This window comes from Bacillus sp. PK3-067, assembly GCF_056738645.1.
The window spans coordinates 1,094,489-1,114,081 of record NZ_CP096490.1 but is presented as its reverse complement, the minus strand read 5'-3'; the positions used below and the strand labels follow the sequence as shown (position 1 = coordinate 1,114,081).

Sequence of the window (19,593 nt, the reverse complement as noted above, 5' to 3'; positions counted from 1 at the left end):
CCCTCTATTCTTCAATATTTACAACGTGATTCCCATCAAAGAAGTATAAACATTTCTCTTTTACAGGATGTTGTAAGCTTTTCTCCAGCGCTTTTGCATATAACGAAAGCTGCACTTTATATCGATCCTCTAAAATTGGTTTCGCTTGATCGAATCCGCCTGGGAATTTCCCTTCAATCGTATCTGTTTTGAAGTCGATTAACGTAATGCCATCTTCCTCTTCAATCATGCAGTCGATAACCCCTTGGACAAGAATCGTTTCTTCACTCTTCCCTTGCCAATCTTGATATGCTTCTTCTGCTGCAAGCATCATCGTAAATGGTACTTCACGCTCAACACTTTTCGCCGCTAATACCCTTTTACCTAAGTCACTGTCAAAGAATGAAATTACTTTTTCAATCGCTATTTCTTCCGCCTGCTCGAATGTTAATAATTCCTTATTTACCATTCCAGCAATTTGCTCTTGAAGAACTTCAACCGTAATCGGCTTCTTCAAATCAACATGCTGCATAACGGCATGGACTGCTGTTCCGCGCTCTGCGTACGTTAACCCTTTTTTCTCCATAAAGCGCGGGCGTGTTTTAATTGGTGCACGTAGTTTTTTAATAAAGGCGTTATCGCTACCTTCTTCAGATTGATAATTTCTCTTTATTTCTGTAACAGATTGCTTCGCACGATGAGATGTCGCATCCTCATATCCGTACTTCCACATTAATCTGTCGTACACTTCTTCTTTCCGTTCACTTTGCAGGGGAACAGCCTTTTTCTCACGAAGCGCTTCTAACAATTCTTGTTTCTCTTCTTGAACTGGCTCTGGTGCAAGTAGTGTGTTACCGTCCACAACTTCTACTTTCCAGCTAGTGTCATATCCGTAAATTTCATCTGGAATACTTCCTTGTCCTAATTCAAGAAGCATTTCACTATCACGGTGTCTATATAATGAAGGTGCAATCCAGTCTAAATAACAAGACGCACCGGCACGTATGTGATCTGGTAATAACCATTCACTATGTTCCCTCGCATCAAGCCATTTTTCCATTTCCTTATTTGCATCCTTAACTGTTCCGATTAAAATTAACTTCTCTTTCGCGCGCGTCAACGCTACGTATAGTACGCGCATTTCTTCCGCAATTAATTCCATTTTCATTTTACGCTTAATCGCAAGCTGTGATAATGTTGTATATTTAATTCGTTTACGCGGATCGATAAATTGCGAACCGAAACCGAAATCTTTATGCAGTAAGAAACGCTTCATTAAGTCTTGTGTATTAAAACGACGACCGAGTCCAGCTACAAATACGACCGGGAACTCTAGCCCTTTACTTTTATGAATCGTCATAATGCGAACAACGTCTTCTTGTTCACCTAGGGCTCTCGCCGTACCCATATCATCACCGCGTTCTAAAATACGTTCAATAAAACGCAAGAAGCGGAATAACCCTCTAAATGATGTTGCTTCATATTGTCTTGCACGGTCATATAGTACGCGTAAGTTTGCTTGTCTTTGCTTTCCTGCTGGTAAACCGCCAACGAAGTCGTAATAACCTGTCTCACCGTACACTTTCCAAATTAAATCAGAAAGGGATTGTTGACGGGCAAATTCACGCCATCCTTGCAGTAAGTTATAAAACCACTCTAATTTATCATGAAGTTCTTGCTCCTCTTCAAGCGGTGCCCCTTTTAAGAATGAGCTCATTACTTCATAAAACGAGCCTTTCTTTCCATGAGCACGAAGCGTTGCAAGTTCTTCATCGCTCAATCCAACGATTGGGGAACGAAGTACAGCGGCAAGCGGAATATCTTGCATCGGATTATCAATAACGCGGAATACGTTCATCATAATATTTACTTCCGTCGCTTCAAAATAACCAGTCGCGAGGTCAGCGTATACTGGAATTCCTTGTAATTTTAACTCTTCCATAATTTGCGGGGCCCACGGCATGGAGCGAAGTAAAATAACGAAATCGCGATATTGCACCGGACGCATACTATCATTTTTACGGTCATACACTTCATAACCGGAATCAACTATCGCTTTAATGCGCTGCGCCATAAGGCGAGCTTCAAGCTGTGCTTTTTCGACTTCTGCACCTTCTTCACCGTCTATTACTTCTTCTTCCGTTTGCTGAATACATAATAATTCTGCTGCTACATCTTCACCTTCTGGATAGGTAGCACCTAGCTTTAGTTCAGCGTCAGCATCGTAGTCAATTTCCCCAACTTCTTCGCCCATAATTTGTTTAAAAATAAAGTTCGTACCTGCTAGTACTTCATGACGACTACGGAAGTTTTTCGCTAAGTCAATCTTCATTCCGCCGCCCAATCCTTCTTGTGTGAAACGTTTATACTTTCCTAGGAATAAGCCTGGCTCAGCTAGTCGGAAACGATAAATCGACTGCTTTACGTCACCAACCATGAACAAGTTTCCTTCACTCTCAGAATCTTTCGTTACGAATTTAATAATGGATTCCTGTACAAAGTTCGTGTCTTGATATTCATCGACTAATACTTCAGCAAATTTATTACGATATTGGAGCGCCACTGCTGACGGATTCATTTCACCATTTTCACTTTGTTCACTTAAAATTTGTAAACAGAAATGCTCTAAATCGGTGAAATCGACCATTCCTTTATCTCGCTTCATCGCTTGGAAACGCTCTGTAAATACTTTTACAAGTTGAACAAGCTTTTCTAATACTGGGTGCATATCTTGAAAATCTCGTAAGAAACTTTCAGGTTTGCGGCTAAATAACTCTTCTTGTAATTTCTTCACTTCATCTTTCGCTTTATTACGAAGAGAGTCTACTTGTTTTACAACATCTTCATTGTAATCACTTTTCTTAATACGCTTTAACGTTTGCCACGATACGTTTTGCATCGCTTCATACACACTTGTCCACGACTCACGAGCAGCTGATGATAGCGTTCCAAGTAATGCTACATCTGCTTGCAGGGTTTCAATGCGAGGCGCTGGACCGTCAGGAAGCATTGCGAGTTCAGTTGCCTTACGAATATGCTGTTCCGCTGTTTCAAGCTGGAATTTCACATCTTCTAATAAATAAGAAGCATATACTAAATCTTCAATTGTCTTTCCTTCTACGTCATATGCTTCTACTAATTTATCAAGCCATTTTTCCGGATTTGGATGCGCTCTTGACTCTGTATGAAGCGCTAAAATCATACGTTGCAAGTCATCATCACTACGGTCACTCGTATAACGATCAACAAGTTCAAAGAAGATTGTATTATCTTCGATTCCGTACTCTTCTTCTAATATGTCATCTAGCACTTCTTCTTTTAACAATTCATTTTCTGTTTGATTCGCAATACGGAAACGAGGATCAACATCAAGCATGTAGTAATATCCTCTAATTACTTGTAAACAGAATGAGTGAATTGTTGAAATGGAAGCTTTATTTAATAGGCTCAGCTGCTTTCTTACGTGTTGAGAGCCTGGTTCATCAATTAATACCTTTTCTAACGCTTCCCCGATTCGGTTTTTCATCTCTTGCGCTGCTGCATTCGTAAATGTTACAACGAGCAGGCGGTCGACATCGACTGGATTCTCTTCATTAATAATCTTTTTAATAATACGTTCAACTAATACTGCTGTTTTACCTGATCCAGCTGCAGCAGCAACTAAAATATCACGTCCGTTCGCTACAACAGCTTTCCACTGGTCATCTGTCCATTGACTACCTTCTGGTTTTTTAGGCCAATTTTCTATCATTCTCCGCCAACCTCCTCTCTTATTTTCTCCATCGCTTCGCTATCTTTCATATCTTTTAACGATCGGAACTGATTATCTTCCAGTGACTCATCAAATTGACAAACAGATTTGAAGTTACAGAACGTACATGCTGCTTTATTCCCCATTTTATAAGGAGCAATATCGATAACACCTTCTGTAATATCTTTTCCGATATTTTCAAACGTATGGTGTACATATTTTTGCAGTACGTTAAACTCTTGCTCACTTGCAATACTTGAACGCGCACTAAAGCTACCGTCTTTTTTCAGGCCAGCAGAAATAATATCTGAGCTTCCTGTTGAAAGTTTGTTATCCATTAAACGAACAACGTCAGCATCTCCTAATACGAGTCCTTTCATTTTAAATTTCTTTAAAATTTCTTTTTCAATTTCAGCTTCCGTTGCGTCACCTTTCATCTCAACGATTGGGTTATGAATATGGAAATACAATACACCAGCTGGTGATGCTGCGTGGCCTTTTTTCATCCACGTCTGTGCATTCGAAGTAACAACATCTAAATACGTTAACATTTGAAGTGCTAATCCGTAATACACTTCCGTTAAATCTAACGCTTTTGAACTTGATTTATAATCAATAATACGTAAGAACGTCCCGTTTTCATCTTCTGCCTTATCAACACGGTCAATACGGCCGACTACTTCCATCTTTACACCATTTGGTAATGAGAATTCCATCGGCGGAAGTGACCCTGTACCTCCCATACCGAACGGCACCTCTAAATCAACTGGTACGAATCCGCTTGACTTCGCATGTTCACGAAGAATGATTGACGTACGGAAAATGATTTGTTGTAGTTTTTGTTTTAAATAGAAATGACGGTTTGAACTTAATAAAATTTGTCGTTGTAATAACGGCGCAATTTCTTCTATTACTAAAACAGAAAGATGCTCACACTCTTTTATGGATAAATCCGCCCAAGTGCGGTTTTCACGCAATAACTTGTCCGCAATTTTCTTTAATGCCGCATGGAATAATTCGCCGATGTCTGGCGCATCAAGCTTGAAAATATCACGCTCTCTAAGCGATAAACCGTGCTGCGCAAAATGAGCGTATGCACAACGATTAAATAGTTCCATACGAGAGACGCTTCCTTTAATTATATCTCCGTATAAATCTCTACTTACTGCTGTACTTAGTTTCTTCGCACGATTTCGATAGAATAAACTTGATAAGACGCGGCTACTTTTTTGTTTCCATTCATCTGAAGTTACGTAGAAATTATATACGTCCCACCAAAAGTCTAAATTCCCTTCAAATCCGTATCGCTTCCACGTTTGTAGTTGCTGCATAACGTAAGATAACGTTACTTCTGGCGTTGCTACATATGAAATTTGTTCTGAACGTGATAAATCATTTACGTCATTCGTAATAAATGAATCTTTCACATTAGGGAACATTCTTTTTATTTTCTTAATAAAGCTAGACGCAAGTAACGTCTTTCCTTCTTCATCTGCAAGCGGGCATGAAATGTATAACTTCTCAGATGCTCTCGTTACCATTTGATACATAACGAACTGTTCTTCTAACAAAGTTTGTCTCGTCGTTGGCGCTAATTCAATCCCTGCCGCACCAAGAACTTCTCTTTCCTCATCAGAAAGCATACCTTCATCCATAGGTGCTGCTGGAATGACACCCTCATTTACACCTATAATAAACGTTGCTCTCACATCAGATAATCTGGAGTGATCAATATTAGCAATTAACACTTGGTCTAATGACGGCGGAATGTTAGCAAATTGAAGTGCCTCAAGACCAGTCGACATAACGTCAGTAAACATAGAAAGAGACATTTTCTCTTCCCCAAGCATCTCTACAAATGTATCAAGAAGGCTCATTACTTCTTCCCATACTTGTTCATGATCTGTCGCAAATAAGAAATCTCCACTTTCTTCTGCACGTATACGTAATTCTTCTAGTTTTTTCGGAACATCCAGTTCTTCTAAAAACAAGTAAACTGCTTCACACATTTGCATAACTGTTCCTGCACGCTTTAACCTTTTTTGCATGCGAATAACAGGTGTTCTTACAACGTCACGTAGCCTATTTATTTTCTCTTCCATTTCACGTTCACTGTCTGTAATCATCCCGTTCGTATCATCAAGAGAACGATAACGGCGATACATCCATGGATCTTCAGCAGTCCATCTCTTTCCTTGTACACCGTACGCTAAACAGTAATTTTCAAATTCATCCATTTCTTCACGCATCGTTTCTTTTCTTACGTCTAATGGATATAAAAGCTCTGTTTTCACGCAGCGGAACACCGCATCATAACGCCAATTCCCACTAATAATCTCGAGTGCAGAACGAATACATTCTACCAATGGGTGGTGTGACATTGGGCGCTTTTCATCGATGAAGTGCGGGATATTGTAATCTGTAAATAACGTTCGCATCACATCGTAATAACTTTCCCCATTACGAAGAAGCACTGCAATATCTCGGTAACGATATTTTTCATCCGCAACAAGTTTACGAATTTCACGAGCAACACCTTCTACCTCCGCTCGTAAATTCGCAGCTGTACTAATCGTTACACTCGCTTCACCGTTAAATTTTTCATTCGGACGCGCTTCATAATGAGCTTCTAAATGCGCTAATGCCGGAGAATGAAAACGCGGCTGTTCCATAAGTGGAATTGTTTTTTCAATTTCTATTTTCTCTTCACGCGCTACTTGTTTTATTTTTTCATACGTTAACGTCGTTTCATAAAATAAATCGAGTTCATTTACTGGCTGTGCTAACGTTTTTTCATCTATCGTTAACGTGATCGTAACTCTCGCTCCGCAAATCATAAGCTGTCTTACAATCTCTAACTCTTGCGGGGAGAATGAATGAAATCCGTCTATATAAATTTCCGCACCATTTACATATTCAGACTGCGGAAGCTTTTCCACTAGCAATTGCAGGTAGTCTTCTGAATCTAAATATTTTCCAATTAAAGCACGTTCAAAATCATCGTATAACAGCTGTAAATCATACACTTTATTCGCTAGTAACTTTTGTTCGGCACTGCTACTATGCGCATCTAATTGTTGCCACATTTCATATACGTTAGATGGCGTTACATTGTAACGTTTAAACTCTGCAATCATACTACCAAGATGTTCAAAGAAACCGTTTTGCTCCGCTGCTTTTTGGAACACCGATAATCCATCTTTACGAGACTCTACAATTTTACGGAGTAACATATGTACACCAGCTTCATCAATATGAAGACGACTCGCTCCGCCAACTTCTTGCAATACCTTCCACGCTAATCGTGAAAAACTAAAAACTTGTGCCCGAATAGAACCTCTTACATCCTCACTTCCAATTAACGCCTGCTGCGTCTGGAATGTCATCTGTTCTGGCACAAGATATAATATTGTTTTCCCTCTCGGGCGTTGTTTTAACTCTTCTTGCACTTCGCGTAAACAAAGTGTACTTTTTCCACTTCCCGCTCTACCAATCACAAATCGAAGTGACATGTAACCCCACCTTTCACTTACATAACGAACGTTAGTTTGCTACTATAATTGTATTATAGGACACGAAAAAAGACAAACTGAGTTGTTTGCCTTTTTCTATACTTCTATCTATTATATCAACCTTTTGAAAAATTCGTTTGCACCTCTTGAATTGGCCAATATCGCAAATCAACTTTACCGACGACTGTATCAGCTTTTACAAAGCCAAAGTGTCTACTATCCCAGCTCCCGAGCCGGTTATCACCTACTACAAAAATAAACCCAGGTGGCACCAGTTTTTCTTTCGTTAACTCTTCTAATGTAAAGTCGCCTGTTAGTTGCCTTCCGTTTATCTCTTTCTTATACTTCTCTAAATACGGCTCATCAATAAATTGACCGTTTATATATAACTTATCCTGCTTATATTCAATATGATCTCCAGGTAAACCGATAATCCGCTTTACATAGTCCTCTTTTTTATTCGCATGAAATACCACAACGTCAAATCTGTTCAAGTCCCCAACTTGATAACTCACCTTATTTACAACTAGCATATTGCCATCTTGCAATGTCGGCATCATTGACTTCCCCTCTACAACATACGTTGAAAAGAAAAACGTTCGAAAAAATACAGCTAATAATACACCAATTAAAATTGTTCGTATCCACTCCATGCCTTCTTTTTTCAAAGTTTTCTTCATCTGCTTCTCCCCTTATCCTTTAATACTGAAGCTTTCCTTTACAAAGAAGACTATTCTTAATGTAGTTCTAACTTTACTTCGATTTTCTTACCGACATACCATAAAATAAAAATACCAATCGCTACAATAACTGATTTCACCGGATTATGAATAAATGACATTAAATCATGACCGATATACGTTAAAATAAAAATCATCACAAGTTTTCCGAATGCTAACGCTAGACCAAACTGTTTTACACTAATTCGGGATAAACCAGCGACAACATTTATGAGCGCTGACGGTGTAAACGGAAAACAAAATATAACAAAAATCGGTGCGGATCCTTTCCTTTCAATCCACCCCATTGCTTTTCGTACTCTCTCATGCTTATTTACAAACGAAAAGAAACGACTGCGACCAAAATGGCGGATGATGAAAAAGACAAGTAATGCACCCATTACTGATCCAAGCCATGAATAAAGAAAACCGAGCCAAAAGCCAAATGCAACAGCATTCGCCAGTACAAATACGATAAGCGGTAATGCTGGAATCAACGCCTCTATCATCGGTAAACCAATACCAAGAAGTGGTCCGAACGCTTTATAACTCTCAACAATATGATCCATATTTTCTGGTGAAAAATACTCTTTGATTGTCTGAAAATCCATTCTACACTTTACCCCTTTACTCTAAATACTATCCCTACTGTATCATTGCTTATATGAAAGAGGAAATGGTAGATACGACATATGGAGATGTATTTATTAAAGTTTCCATATCTTTCATAAGAATTCCTTCATTATTTAGCTATGATAATCTATCAATATTCGACAGGACGTGTCATTCGTTTTGTTATTTAGATTGTTTTTTTGATTTTTTCGGTAAATGAAATTACAATGGTGATTTTCTAAATATAACAATTACAACTCGGTTTTTCTAATATATCGCCTTACCTACAAAGACTGATAAAGTGAAACTTTAATCAGTGGGGATTTTGTTGATCCCCCGCTTAACTTCTTTGCTTTCGCTGAATTTTGAGGCGGGGGTCTTACTGCCCACAAATAACAGGATAAACAAAAAAGAATGGGGATTCCCCCATCCTTTCACACTTCGCCTTCCTTCACAAAATACACACTCTCATAAGCGGGTCTTAATGTTGATTCCTCTTTTTTATCAACCTCTTTAAAACAAGGATTCCCTTGTTTTTTCCTACGATCTTCATATTCAGTACGTAATTTCGCTGTACGATTTTGTTGATTTTCAAAACTAGTTTTTGATATCTCTAATTTCACAGCAAAGCCATTTATAAATCTAATAATAAGATTTCCATCTTTTAATTCTTTATTACTTTCAATATAAAAATGAGACAACCAAGCACACTCTTTTCTAGAGTAAGAATAGGTAGGGAAAAAATAAAGTTGATCTGCTGGACTAATCGCAATCGGTGCTTTATGTGTAATATGAGTTAACTCTTTCGTTCCTTCTTTTCTGCCTAAGAAACTAGAGCCATGCTTGCGGCAACTTCTTTCTATAATATCTAGAGGTTTTTGAAATACGAAAAAAGAATCATTCATTTCAACGACTCGCGTAACAATTTTCTTTTCACTTAGAATAACAGGAAGTAAGGCCATCGTATTTTTCGTTACAACATAATTTTCGACATAGCGTTCCACTTTACTTTCCATACTCCATTATCTCCTTTTTTCCATTTATATTAGCAGCTGCATATATAATTTTAGCATCTATGAAAAGGAAATAGCTTACAAGTTCCGCTTTTTTACAATTTTTTATCATTTATCAAACATTTGTTAAATAAAAAAATCACGATATAGTAATGTTTTAATTTTAAAGTTATAAAAACAGCATTTATACTACCTATAAATATTTATTACCCCTTCCTATTTTCACATCATGAAAACAATTAACTTTGCTATAATTAAAATGTAAATCCAATATATGGAGGGCCACTATGGAGGAAAAAGAGATCCAACCATCGATTCAAATGAAAAATAGTAGCGTCATTATCGTGAAAAACTCAGCTAGTATTATATTCGGTTTATTTTTCATTCTGCTATTCTTTGCTAAACCGTTTCGTAAATCAAAATGTCCAGAATGTAAAAAACGTGAGAAGAAAAAATCAGGACAAGAACAATAAAAGGCCTTCCTTTATGGAATGCCTTTTTACATTTGTAGTATCATTTTATTTATTCTTCTCCCTAAAAAACAACTATATTTTCTCCCAAGGTTCCCTACATCTTTTTTGATTTGTAATATGGTCCTTATATAAAACATGAGAAAGAGTATTGGTACTTGTTACCCGCTTTTAATTTTTATTAAACACTTCAAATTTGTACATCTTTATCCATCACTAACAATTCGTTAATTAGTTAACTTTGTAATATAAGTTTTGTATATAATGTCATTCAAAAACACAATATATATAAGTAGCTATTTATAATTACATTGCTTTTTATCGAATTCCAAAAAGGAGCTGTATACTATGGACAAAGAAAATCTCTTAAGCCAGCAGGTTAATAGCATCCCCTCAGATGCCCTGAATACCCCTAGCAAGGAACAAGAACAACTGTTAGAAACATCATCTCAAAACGTACAAAATTCCAACAACAACACTAACAAAAAAGATGTTACTCAAGGTCTATCTGGAAAAGATTTCCCCATTTCAACAGAGAATACAAATTTATAGTTATTTACTATCATACGCAGTAAATGCCCTTGCTGAACTAATTCTTCTACAAAAACTAATACGCATTCCAGATAATTTTTCACCAGTTGTAACATAGAAAAAGAGATTTAGATATAAAACAAGACTCTGAAAAAACTTTCTCCACAACAAAAAAGGATGGCATTAGCCATCCTTTTTTCTATCATCAACTATAAAATTATAGTTTGATTACGTTTTTAGCTTGAGGTCCACGGTTACCTTCTTCGATTTCGAAGCTAACTTTTTGGCCTTCTTCTAAAGATTTGAAACCTTCAGTTTCGATTGCAGAGAAGTGTACGAATACGTCGTTTTCGCCTGGAACTTCGATGAAACCGAAGCCTTTTTCGTTGTTAAACCATTTTACTTGTCCTGTTACTGCCATGATTATTTCCTCCTAAGAAAATACAAATTTTTAATTTTTTAGTCTTCCTGTCTAAAAAAAGAATCCACACATTATCAAATACGAAACATAAACTAGTTCTCACATACTTTTTCTCGTTCGTTTCCAGCACTTGATAACATATGGATTGCTTAATTTAACTATTCAACTGACATCATCATAGCACATTAAAATAAAATGTACAATCTTTTTCGAAAATAGAATTTCTAATTTTTAGTATTTCTTATAAAATATAATTATCTCTATTCTAAATAAGGAGGAGTTTATGACCAATAAAATTCCTAGAAAAACATTAAAAAGAATTGAAGAGGATATTGAAAATAATAATCTTGGAAAAGCAAGGGATAGATTGCATGGCCTCATCTTTACATACCCAAATGAATTACATCTTCGAAAACAACTCGGAGATATTTATTATAAATTACAATATCCAGAAATGGCTGGACGTTACTGGTATCTAGAGGAGCATAAAACAGACATTATGCATGAATCATGTTTATTATTTGAAAAATCAATGGGAAATAGTCCTCATCATATTGCACGTGCTTTAAAGTTTAAAGGCGATTCTAACCATATAAAAGGTTTGTATAAAGATCAACCTTTATCTTCAGTGCAGAAGAAAGTAGCAGAGGAGTTAATTTATGAGTATAAAGAAACATGGCAAGATAAGCTAGTTCCTTTTTGCTGTCTAGCATTGCTTGCTTCCCTTCTCTTTTCTGCCGTTGTTGGTTTATTTACTATTTGGAATTGGATTTTTTAATCACAGGGGGAATTTTCACATGTCAAACTACGCTAAAGAAGAAAGGCTAACAGGGGGAAACGTCTCAAGCGTATATCGTTCTGAAAATACTGTTCGGCGAGAGTTAAAGCCAGGAAATGAAAAGATTCATAAGTTATTGCAACATTTAGAAAACAAAGGATTTCATTATGCTCCAAAGTTTTTAGGTGTAGATGAAAAGGATAGAGAGATTTTATCCTTTATTGAAGGAGAAGCTGGCAATTATCCTTTAAAAGAATATATGCGATCTAATAATGTATTAAAAGAAATAGCAAAGATACTCCGCCTTTACCATGATGCTGTAAGTGATTTTCTGTTATTAGATGATTGGAAACCGATGGATCACACTCCAAATAACATTGAGGTTTTATGTCACAATGATTTTGCCATATATAACATTATTTTTAATAATGAGAAGCCAGTAGGGATTATTGATTTCGATGTTGCTGCTCCTGGTCCAAGACTATGGGATATCGCTTATACACTCTATACTTGTGTGCCTTTAAGTAGAGTGTATTATACAGAATCCGGTGAAGCCGTTCATTATGAATCATCGCAACATGCAGATCGCATTAAAGAGAGAATGAATTTGTTCGTTCAGTCCTATGATAAAAATATGGATGAAGATTACTTAGGAATGGTGTTGCTTCGATTAGAAGGATTATGTACATATATGAAACGAAAAGCGCAAGAAGGCGACTTGAATTTCCAAAGAATGATTGATGAAGGACATCTAGAGCATTATGAGAAAGATATGAAGTTTATTCGTGATCATAGGGCTGAGTGGAGTTGATTTAGTAATAAAGAAAAGGAAGTATCGTTTTTTGCCGACAACTCACTCTCTCTTTTCGAATCGTTTAGAAAATAACAAGGGGCACCCTTCAAAAAGGTGCCCTTCCTTTTATTTCGTAAACTGTACTTCTTCTGTAGATCCTTTTAACGCTGTCGTTGATGAAGTTCCGCCTGTAATCACTTGTGCTACTTCATCAAAGTAACCTGTTCCTACTTCGCGTTGATGACGTGTTGCAGAGTAGCCATGTTTTTCAGCTGCGAATTCTGCTTGTTGTAGTTCAGAGTATGCTGCCATGCCGCGCTCTTTATAGCCACGTGCTAGTTCAAACATACCGTAATTTAATGAATGGAATCCAGCAAGTGTTACGAATTGGAACTTGTAACCATAAGATGCGATTTCCTTTTGGAAGCTTGCAATTGTTTTTTCATCTAGTTTTTGTTTCCAGTTGAATGAAGGTGAGCAGTTATATGCAAGTAGCTTTCCTGGATGCTCCTTATGAATTGCGTCCGCAAATCGTTTTGCATCTTCTAAATTTGGTTCCGACGTTTCACACCAAACGAGGTCTGCATACGGTGCATACGCTAAACCGCGCGCAATTGCTTGATCAAGACCTGCATTTGTACGGTAAAATCCTTCTGGTGTTCTTTCTCCTGTAATAAATGCTTTATCAACAGGATCGATATCGCTCGTAATTAAATCAGCTGCATCCGCATCTGTTCTTGCAACGATAATTGTCGGCACTCCCATTACATCTGCTGCAAGACGTGCAGAAATTAAATTGCGTACTGCTGTTTGCGTTGGTAGTAGTACTTTTCCGCCTAAATGGCCACATTTTTTCTCTGAAGATAATTGATCTTCAAAATGCACACCTGATGCACCTGCTTCAATCATACCTTTCATCAGTTCGAATACGTTTAATTGTCCGCCAAATCCAGCTTCTGCATCTGCTACAATCGGTACGAAATAGTCTGTATCATCACTTCCTTCCATATGCTGAATTTGATCCGCACGTTGAAGCGTTTGATTAATTCGTTTTACTACAGCAGGTACGCTGTTCGCTGGATATAAACTTTGGTCTGGATACATATGCCCAGAAAGGTTTGCATCTGCTGCTACTTGCCAACCACTTAAGTAAATCGCTTTTAACCCAGCTTTTACTTGTTGCATCGCTTGGTTTCCTGTTAATGCGCCAAGTGCGTTAATATAGTCTTCTGTATGAAGCGATGTCCAAAGCTTCTCAGCACCGCGACGCGCTAACGTATGTTCAATATCAATTGACCCGCGCAGGCGAATTACATCTTCTGCCGAATATGGACGTGTGATCCCTTTCCAACGCTCATCTAATTCCCAGCTTTCTTGTAACTTCTCGATTCTTTCATTTTTCATTTGTTCCATCCCCTTTTCATTTTTTATAAAATTTCATAACCCGGTAATGTTAAAAATGGTACGAATTCATCATTTCGAACGAGATTTGTAAACAACGTTGTCGCCTCTTGGAATCTCCCTTTCTTAAAGGCTTCCTTACCAATCTCTCTTTCTATTTTTGCTAATTCTTCTTCTTTTAGCTCTTCCATTAATTCAAGCGTAATATTACGACCATCATTTAGTTTTCCACCTTCATGACGAATCCATTGCCATACTTGTGCTCTTGAAATTTCAGCTGTTGCCGCATCTTCCATTAAATTATAAATGGGTGCTGCTCCCCGTCCGCTTAACCAAGATGCAATATATTGAATACCTACGCTAATATTCATGCGAAGGCCCTCTTCTGTAATCGTTCCCACCGGTACCTCTAGTAAATCGTTTTCTGTTACACATATTTCTTCACCTTTTCTAAAAATTTGATTTGGTGTTTTCATAATGTGATTAAACACTTCCATTGCAACCGGTACAAGTCCAGGGTGGGCGACCCAAGTCCCGTCATGACCGTCTAAAGCTTCGCGTTCCTTATCAGCACGCACTTTTTCAAAAGCTGCTTCATTTGCTTCTGGATTATTTTTAATCGGAATTTGTGCCGCCATTCCTCCAATTGCTGGTGCATTACGGCGGTGGCATGTTTGAATTACTTTCAAAGAATACGAACGCATAAATGGCGCCGTCATCGTGACTTGTGCTCTATCTGGTAGTAAGAATTTATTATGATTACGGAAACTCTTTAAAAAGCTAAAAATATAATCCCATCTTCCGCAATTTAAGCCAGCAGAATGATCTTTTAGCTCATATAAAATTTCATCCATTTCAAACGAAGCGTGAATCGTTTCTAGTAACACAGTTGCTTTAATCGTTCCGTTTGGAATGCCGATATATTTTTGAGCAAATACGAATACATCATTCCATAATCTCGCTTCTAAATAACTTTCCATTTTCGGTAAGTAAAAGTATGGGCCGCTCCCTTTTGCTAAAAGAGCTTTCGCATTATGGAAAAAATACAAGCCGAAATCTACTAAACTACCCGACATATTCTTCCCATCAACTTGCATATGCTTTTCCTCTAAATGCCATCCTCTTGGACGTACAATGAGTACAGCTGTTTTCTCATTTAATCTATATTCTTTCCCTTTATCATTTTCATGTGAAATCGTTCCCTTTACTGCATCTCGTAAATTGATTTGACCTTCAACTGCGTTTTCCCAAGTTGGTGCATTCGAATCTTCAAAATCCGCCATAAAAAGATGCGCTCCTGAATTTAAAGCGTTAATGACCATCTTTCTATCTACCGGTCCAGTAATCTCTACGCGGCGATCCTCTAAGTCTTTTGGCAGCTTGGCAATTGTCCAATCCGCTTCACGTATGTGTTTTGTTTCTTCTAGAAACTTTGGAAACTCCCCTGCATCAATTCTCTTTTGTTTTTCTACACGTTTTTGTAAAAGTTCTATGCGGCGCTCATTAAAATTCTCATGTAGTTCCTTCAAAAAACTAAGCACCTCAGGTGTCAATATTTCGTTGTACGCTGGTAACATTTCTCCAACGAGTGTAACCCGTGAAGTTTGCGTCGACATATTAGCATCCCCTTCTTAAACTGTTTTATAACAGATTTGATTTCATGTTTTATATTATATAACAAATCTTCAGAAAAGGAAGTTTTTTTTGAAAATTCATTTCATTTTTTTTCAAAACGCCATTCTTTCGCGCTTTATTTCATACAAAAAAGGCCGCTGTTATACAACAACGACCTTTTTGTATTATTTTTAAATTTCACTTTGACTAGTTAAACTTTATTACTGCCCTTGTTCCATATCATGCAATATTGCTCTATGTAAAAACTGTGCGTATTGTTCTCTCGTTACCTTCATAGACGGACCGAATTTACCTTCTCCGATTCCCATTGTAATACCATTTGTTTGTACTGCACTAATTGCATTCGTTGCCCATGAATTTGCTGAAACATCATTAAAGTTATGAGATCCCTTCGCCTGTAAGTCAAAAGCATTCGTAAGAACTTGTGCCATTTCCGCACGCGTTAACGTCGCCTTCGGTCTAAAGTTTCCATTCTCGTCTCCCTGGAAAATTCCCATTTCCGTTAAAGCCAATATCTCCTCGATAAAGCTTGTTGAATTTTCATCAATATCTCCATATGGGTTTTCATATTCATCTTGTTCTTCCATATCAAACACACGGTAAATTAAAGCTGCAACTTGCTCACGTGTTACATTATCCCCAAAACCGAATATTCCATCGCCATATCCCAAAATAATTTCTTGTTCCGCTAATTCATGAATTGCCTCATATGCCCAATGTCCTTTTGGTACATCTTTAAATACAATTGTATTTGTTTTTTGCAACGGTGCACTTTCCGCTTTTACACTGTTACTCTCTGCTGAGAATAACACCCCACCCATAATTGTTAATGCTGTAGCTGTTTTTAATAATTTTTTGCTCATCAAATTATCTCCCCAATATGTATATGTTTTTTTAAAAATATACAGAATAAATGGTATAGTGACAATATATTTTTCGACACATTTCGTGACGGTTTTGTGAATCATATTACACATCATGTCTTTTTCATCGGGTTGATTATAAAGCTTGTGTATAACCATAAAAATACATAAATTCGAATAATAATTCTTTTTAAACAAACAAAAAAGCACAAATATTTCTATTTGTGCTTTCATATTTCACTCTACTTCCAATCCTCTTTCAAATGATAATTAATAATCGCATTATTAATAAACTGAGCATATTGTTCTCTAGGTACAGGGCGATTTAATTCATACATGTCATTCCCAGTTCCTCTCACAACATTATTAGATTGTAACGCACTAATTGCATCTTCTGCCCAGTGGCCTTTTGGAATATCTTTAAATGTATGTTTTTGTTTCGTTTCAAAATGAAATGCTCGTTTTAAAATGACAGCCATTTCCGCTCTAGAGATTGGTGCTTTCGGCCTAAAATCCCCTTGGCCATCCCCTGAAAAAACACCACGTTTTGTTAACGCCAAAATTTCCTTTTTAAAAGTTGTTGTACTATCAGAAACATCTTTATATGGATTCGCTACTGGCCCTTCTTCTTTTATCTCAAGTGTTCTGTAAATAGTCCCAGCTACTTGTTCACGTGTTATAAGATCGCCAACACCATACTTCCCGTTTCCATACCCTAATATAATTTTATGATATGCTAAGTCCATAATAGCATCATATGCCCAAAATCCGTATGGAACATCTTCAAACACAATCATTTGTGGATACTCTTCCGCTTTTACAGGCGTCACATTCGTCCCTGCAAATATACCTCCTGCCATTGTCGCAATCATCATTACACCCAATATTTTTTTCTTCATTGTCCTCTCTCCCTATTTCATTCAAATAAAATGAACTTCATTGTTTCAGGAGTATTATTTTTTGGTGAATGTAAGATAAAATGTAAATCTTCTAGAAGAAATATTTCCACTACCTTTCTGCTTTATACTCCCTTCTTTCTTTTTCAAAAAGGAAGTTGTCACATCTAAGGTGTTATATACTAAAACATTCTACAATCTCTTTATAAACTCCTTTTCACTTTACAACTTCCCTTTATTGGCACCTAAAGGAGATAGGCTACTATATTCATGGTTTATATTTCAGGGGTAGCATTTTTCGCTGAATTTTGAGGTGGGGGTCTTACTGCCCAGCAAATAACGAGATAAAAAAATCATCCTTTTTTCTTAAAAGAGGATGATTTTTTATCTTTATTAACACTCAAATATGCTACTACTTTTGAAGAGTAAATTGGGCAACTATTTGTTTTAGTTTTCCTGCTGCGTTATGCATATGTTCAATTGAAATCGAAATCTCTTGAACAGATTTTTCTTGCTGTTGAATAGACTCTTTTACCCTATCAGTTCGGTCAGATGATCTTTGGGAAATTTGAGCCATGTCTTCTGCAGAAGCCGAGATTTCCTCACTACTCGCTGCAATTTCATCTGTAGACATAGATACCGTTTGAATTTGCTCAGATACTTGCTGTACTTTTTCTGTAATTGTTCCAAATACTTTTTCTGTATGCATTACTACTTGTGTACCTGCCTGTACCTCATTATCTACTTTCCCCATCATATGTACCGTATGGTTCGTTGTTCCCATAACTTGAGTAATAAGATTCTCAATTTGTTTTGCAGAATCACTAGATTGTTCTGCTAATTTCCGCACTTCATCTGCCACAATTGCAAATCCTCTACCACTTTCACCAGCACGTGCAGCCTCAATTGCGGCGTTTAATGCTAATAAGTTAATCTGGGAGGTAATACCTTGCATAACATCAATGATTTTAACAATTTCTTCTGATTGTTCTTTCATAGTCTCTACTTGTTTCACACCGCTATGTACCGAATTTTGAATTGTATCCATCTGTTGAATCATTTGTTTCATTAATTTGTTACCATTCTCTGCATCTAATGCTGATTGAGCAGATAATTCATTTACAGAGGATGATGTATTGACTATACTCTGCATTCCTTGTGTCAACTCTTCCATCGCACCCGCAGTTTGTTCCATTGCTTGCATTTGACTTTCTGCACCATTTGCAACTTCTTCAATATCCATAGTGATTTTCTTCGCTGCACTACTAGATACTTCTGATGCAGATACTACTCCGTCTGCATGTTGAAATAAAAGCTGAATATTATTCTCTACTTCTTGCATATTTGTTCTTAGCCCTGCAATCATCTCGTTAAAATTACTTACTAATACACCTAATTCATCTTTAGCAGTATAATCACCATGTACGGTTAAATCTCCTTCTTTCGCTCTTTCCATCATACGACTAACCGTTTGTAAAGGAGCAACTATAAGCTTGCTAATAATATAACTTACTATACATATAACGATTGTAGTAACTACTACAAGAATGATAAAGGTAATAACGGAACGATCAATCATTTTTTGCGAATCTTTAAATACTTGGTCAGCTAAATTTGAAACATACGATTCTAGATCCACTGCATAACCAGCTAACTCTATTCCCTTCGGTTTTAATTCCTTCTGAAATTCATTTACCATTTGCGGCTCGTTTGTTGCCTTCGCCTTTTCAAATAATTTCTTATATGTATCTTTATAACTTGGTAAAGATTTCTTCATCTTCTGAAACAGTTCATCCTCTTGCTTACTTAAATTAAAACCATCATCATATTCTTTTAATAAAGAATCATATTTTTTAAGATCCTTTTCAATATTATTAATTATTCCCTCTTTATTTGCCACTTCATTTTGTGATGCCGTAATTAACTCTAATAAGTTATATTCTAGTGAATTTTGTGTACGAAGCATTCCTTCTAATAAAATTGCAGAATATTGATAATCATCTACTACAACCTCTGTATCGTGCTTAATCTTATTAATAGAATTAATTGCTACACTACTCATAATTACCATACCTAAAACTGCTAATGAAATAAGCGATAATAATTTATATTTCACTTTTAAATTTTGTAAAAAATACATTTTTCCACCTTTATTCCTTTATATATAGATTTTTAGAATTTCATAGCTTATTATTTACAAAATCGCAATAAAAAGCAAT

The 19,593-nt window shown here is 36.7% G+C and carries 14 protein-coding genes and 2 pseudogenes; 4 read left to right on the top strand and 12 right to left on the bottom strand.

Features of this window, described 5'->3' with window-relative positions; all coding sequences use genetic code 11:
- Nucleotides 1-4: 4 nt before the first annotated feature.
- The 5 genes from addA to M1D73_RS05745 form a co-directional block, all read right to left on the bottom strand.
- Entirely contained in the window at nucleotides 5-3,730 is a 3,726-nt protein-coding gene (addA, locus tag M1D73_RS05765; protein WP_121868121.1) for a helicase-exonuclease AddAB subunit AddA, read from the bottom strand.
- Nucleotides 3,727-7,242 (bottom strand): helicase-exonuclease AddAB subunit AddB, encoded by a 3,516-nt coding sequence (gene addB, locus M1D73_RS05760; RefSeq protein WP_000058593.1) that lies wholly within the window; start codon nucleotides 7,240-7,242, stop codon nucleotides 3,727-3,729. Before addB ends, addA begins: the two co-directional genes overlap by 4 nt.
- Before the next feature lie 116 nt (nucleotides 7,243-7,358).
- Nucleotides 7,359-7,922 carry a signal peptidase I gene (lepB, locus tag M1D73_RS05755; RefSeq protein ID WP_000751919.1) on the bottom strand — a complete coding sequence of 188 codons (564 nt, stop codon included), beginning with the start codon at nucleotides 7,920-7,922 and terminating at the stop codon, nucleotides 7,359-7,361.
- 56 nt (nucleotides 7,923-7,978) lie between these two features.
- On the bottom strand, nucleotides 7,979-8,572 hold the full coding sequence (locus tag M1D73_RS05750; RefSeq protein WP_481158002.1) for a TVP38/TMEM64 family protein: 594 nt from the start codon (nucleotides 8,570-8,572) through the stop codon (nucleotides 7,979-7,981).
- A 435-nt stretch (nucleotides 8,573-9,007) separates the two neighbouring features.
- Nucleotides 9,008-9,589: a competence protein ComK gene (locus M1D73_RS05745; RefSeq protein WP_000444443.1), complete on the bottom strand. Its 582-nt coding sequence runs from the start codon at nucleotides 9,587-9,589 to the stop codon at nucleotides 9,008-9,010.
- A 284-nt stretch (nucleotides 9,590-9,873) separates the two neighbouring features.
- Here M1D73_RS05745 and M1D73_RS05740 point away from each other — a divergent pair, with 284 nt between their 5' ends.
- Together M1D73_RS05740 and M1D73_RS05735 are read left to right on the top strand one after the other, a co-directional pair.
- Nucleotides 9,874-10,059 carry a hypothetical protein gene (locus M1D73_RS05740; protein ID WP_000391373.1) on the top strand — a complete coding sequence of 62 codons (186 nt, stop codon included), beginning with the start codon at nucleotides 9,874-9,876 and terminating at the stop codon, nucleotides 10,057-10,059.
- 345 nt (nucleotides 10,060-10,404) lie between these two features.
- Nucleotides 10,405-10,608, top strand: coding sequence for a hypothetical protein (locus tag M1D73_RS05735; protein ID WP_000356916.1), 204 nt, complete (start codon nucleotides 10,405-10,407; stop codon nucleotides 10,606-10,608).
- 196 nt (nucleotides 10,609-10,804) lie between these two features.
- Here the strand turns inward: M1D73_RS05735 and cspA are convergent, their stop codons facing one another.
- Nucleotides 10,805-11,008 (bottom strand): RNA chaperone/antiterminator CspA, encoded by a 204-nt coding sequence (gene cspA / locus M1D73_RS05730; RefSeq protein WP_000301522.1) that lies wholly within the window; start codon nucleotides 11,006-11,008, stop codon nucleotides 10,805-10,807.
- Nucleotides 11,009-11,291: 283 nt separating this feature from the next.
- Here cspA and M1D73_RS05725 point away from each other — a divergent pair, with 283 nt between their 5' ends.
- Both M1D73_RS05725 and M1D73_RS05720 read left to right on the top strand, forming a co-directional pair.
- Nucleotides 11,292-11,786 (top strand): DUF6584 family protein, encoded by a 495-nt coding sequence (locus M1D73_RS05725; protein WP_000182392.1) that lies wholly within the window; start codon nucleotides 11,292-11,294, stop codon nucleotides 11,784-11,786.
- Between the two features lie 19 nt (nucleotides 11,787-11,805).
- Complete coding sequence (locus tag M1D73_RS05720) at nucleotides 11,806-12,597, top strand: phosphotransferase (RefSeq protein ID WP_086692708.1); 792 nt, start codon at nucleotides 11,806-11,808, stop codon at nucleotides 12,595-12,597.
- Between the two features lie 108 nt (nucleotides 12,598-12,705).
- Here M1D73_RS05720 and aceA read toward each other — a convergent pair whose 3' ends face one another.
- From aceA to M1D73_RS05690, 6 genes and pseudogenes are all read right to left on the bottom strand, one after another.
- Nucleotides 12,706-13,983: an isocitrate lyase gene (gene aceA / locus M1D73_RS05715; RefSeq protein WP_481158001.1), complete on the bottom strand. Its 1,278-nt coding sequence runs from the start codon at nucleotides 13,981-13,983 to the stop codon at nucleotides 12,706-12,708.
- A gap of 23 nt (nucleotides 13,984-14,006) precedes the next feature.
- Nucleotides 14,007-15,596 carry a malate synthase A gene (gene aceB / locus M1D73_RS05710; RefSeq protein WP_121868120.1) on the bottom strand — a complete coding sequence of 530 codons (1,590 nt, stop codon included), beginning with the start codon at nucleotides 15,594-15,596 and terminating at the stop codon, nucleotides 14,007-14,009.
- A gap of 219 nt (nucleotides 15,597-15,815) precedes the next feature.
- Entirely contained in the window at nucleotides 15,816-16,583 is a 768-nt protein-coding gene (locus tag M1D73_RS05705) for an S-layer homology domain-containing protein (RefSeq protein ID WP_113304420.1), read from the bottom strand.
- A gap of 137 nt (nucleotides 16,584-16,720) precedes the next feature.
- Nucleotides 16,721-17,377 (bottom strand): S-layer homology domain-containing protein, encoded by a 657-nt coding sequence (locus M1D73_RS05700; RefSeq protein WP_000727101.1) that lies wholly within the window; start codon nucleotides 17,375-17,377, stop codon nucleotides 16,721-16,723.
- A gap of 409 nt (nucleotides 17,378-17,786) precedes the next feature.
- Nucleotides 17,787-18,431: pseudogene (locus M1D73_RS05695) on the bottom strand (methyl-accepting chemotaxis protein); the annotation flags it as partial.
- Nucleotides 18,432-18,782: 351 nt separating this feature from the next.
- Nucleotides 18,783-19,445: pseudogene (locus tag M1D73_RS05690) on the bottom strand (MCP four helix bundle domain-containing protein); the annotation flags it as partial.
- Between the last annotated feature and the right edge of the window lie 148 nt (nucleotides 19,446-19,593).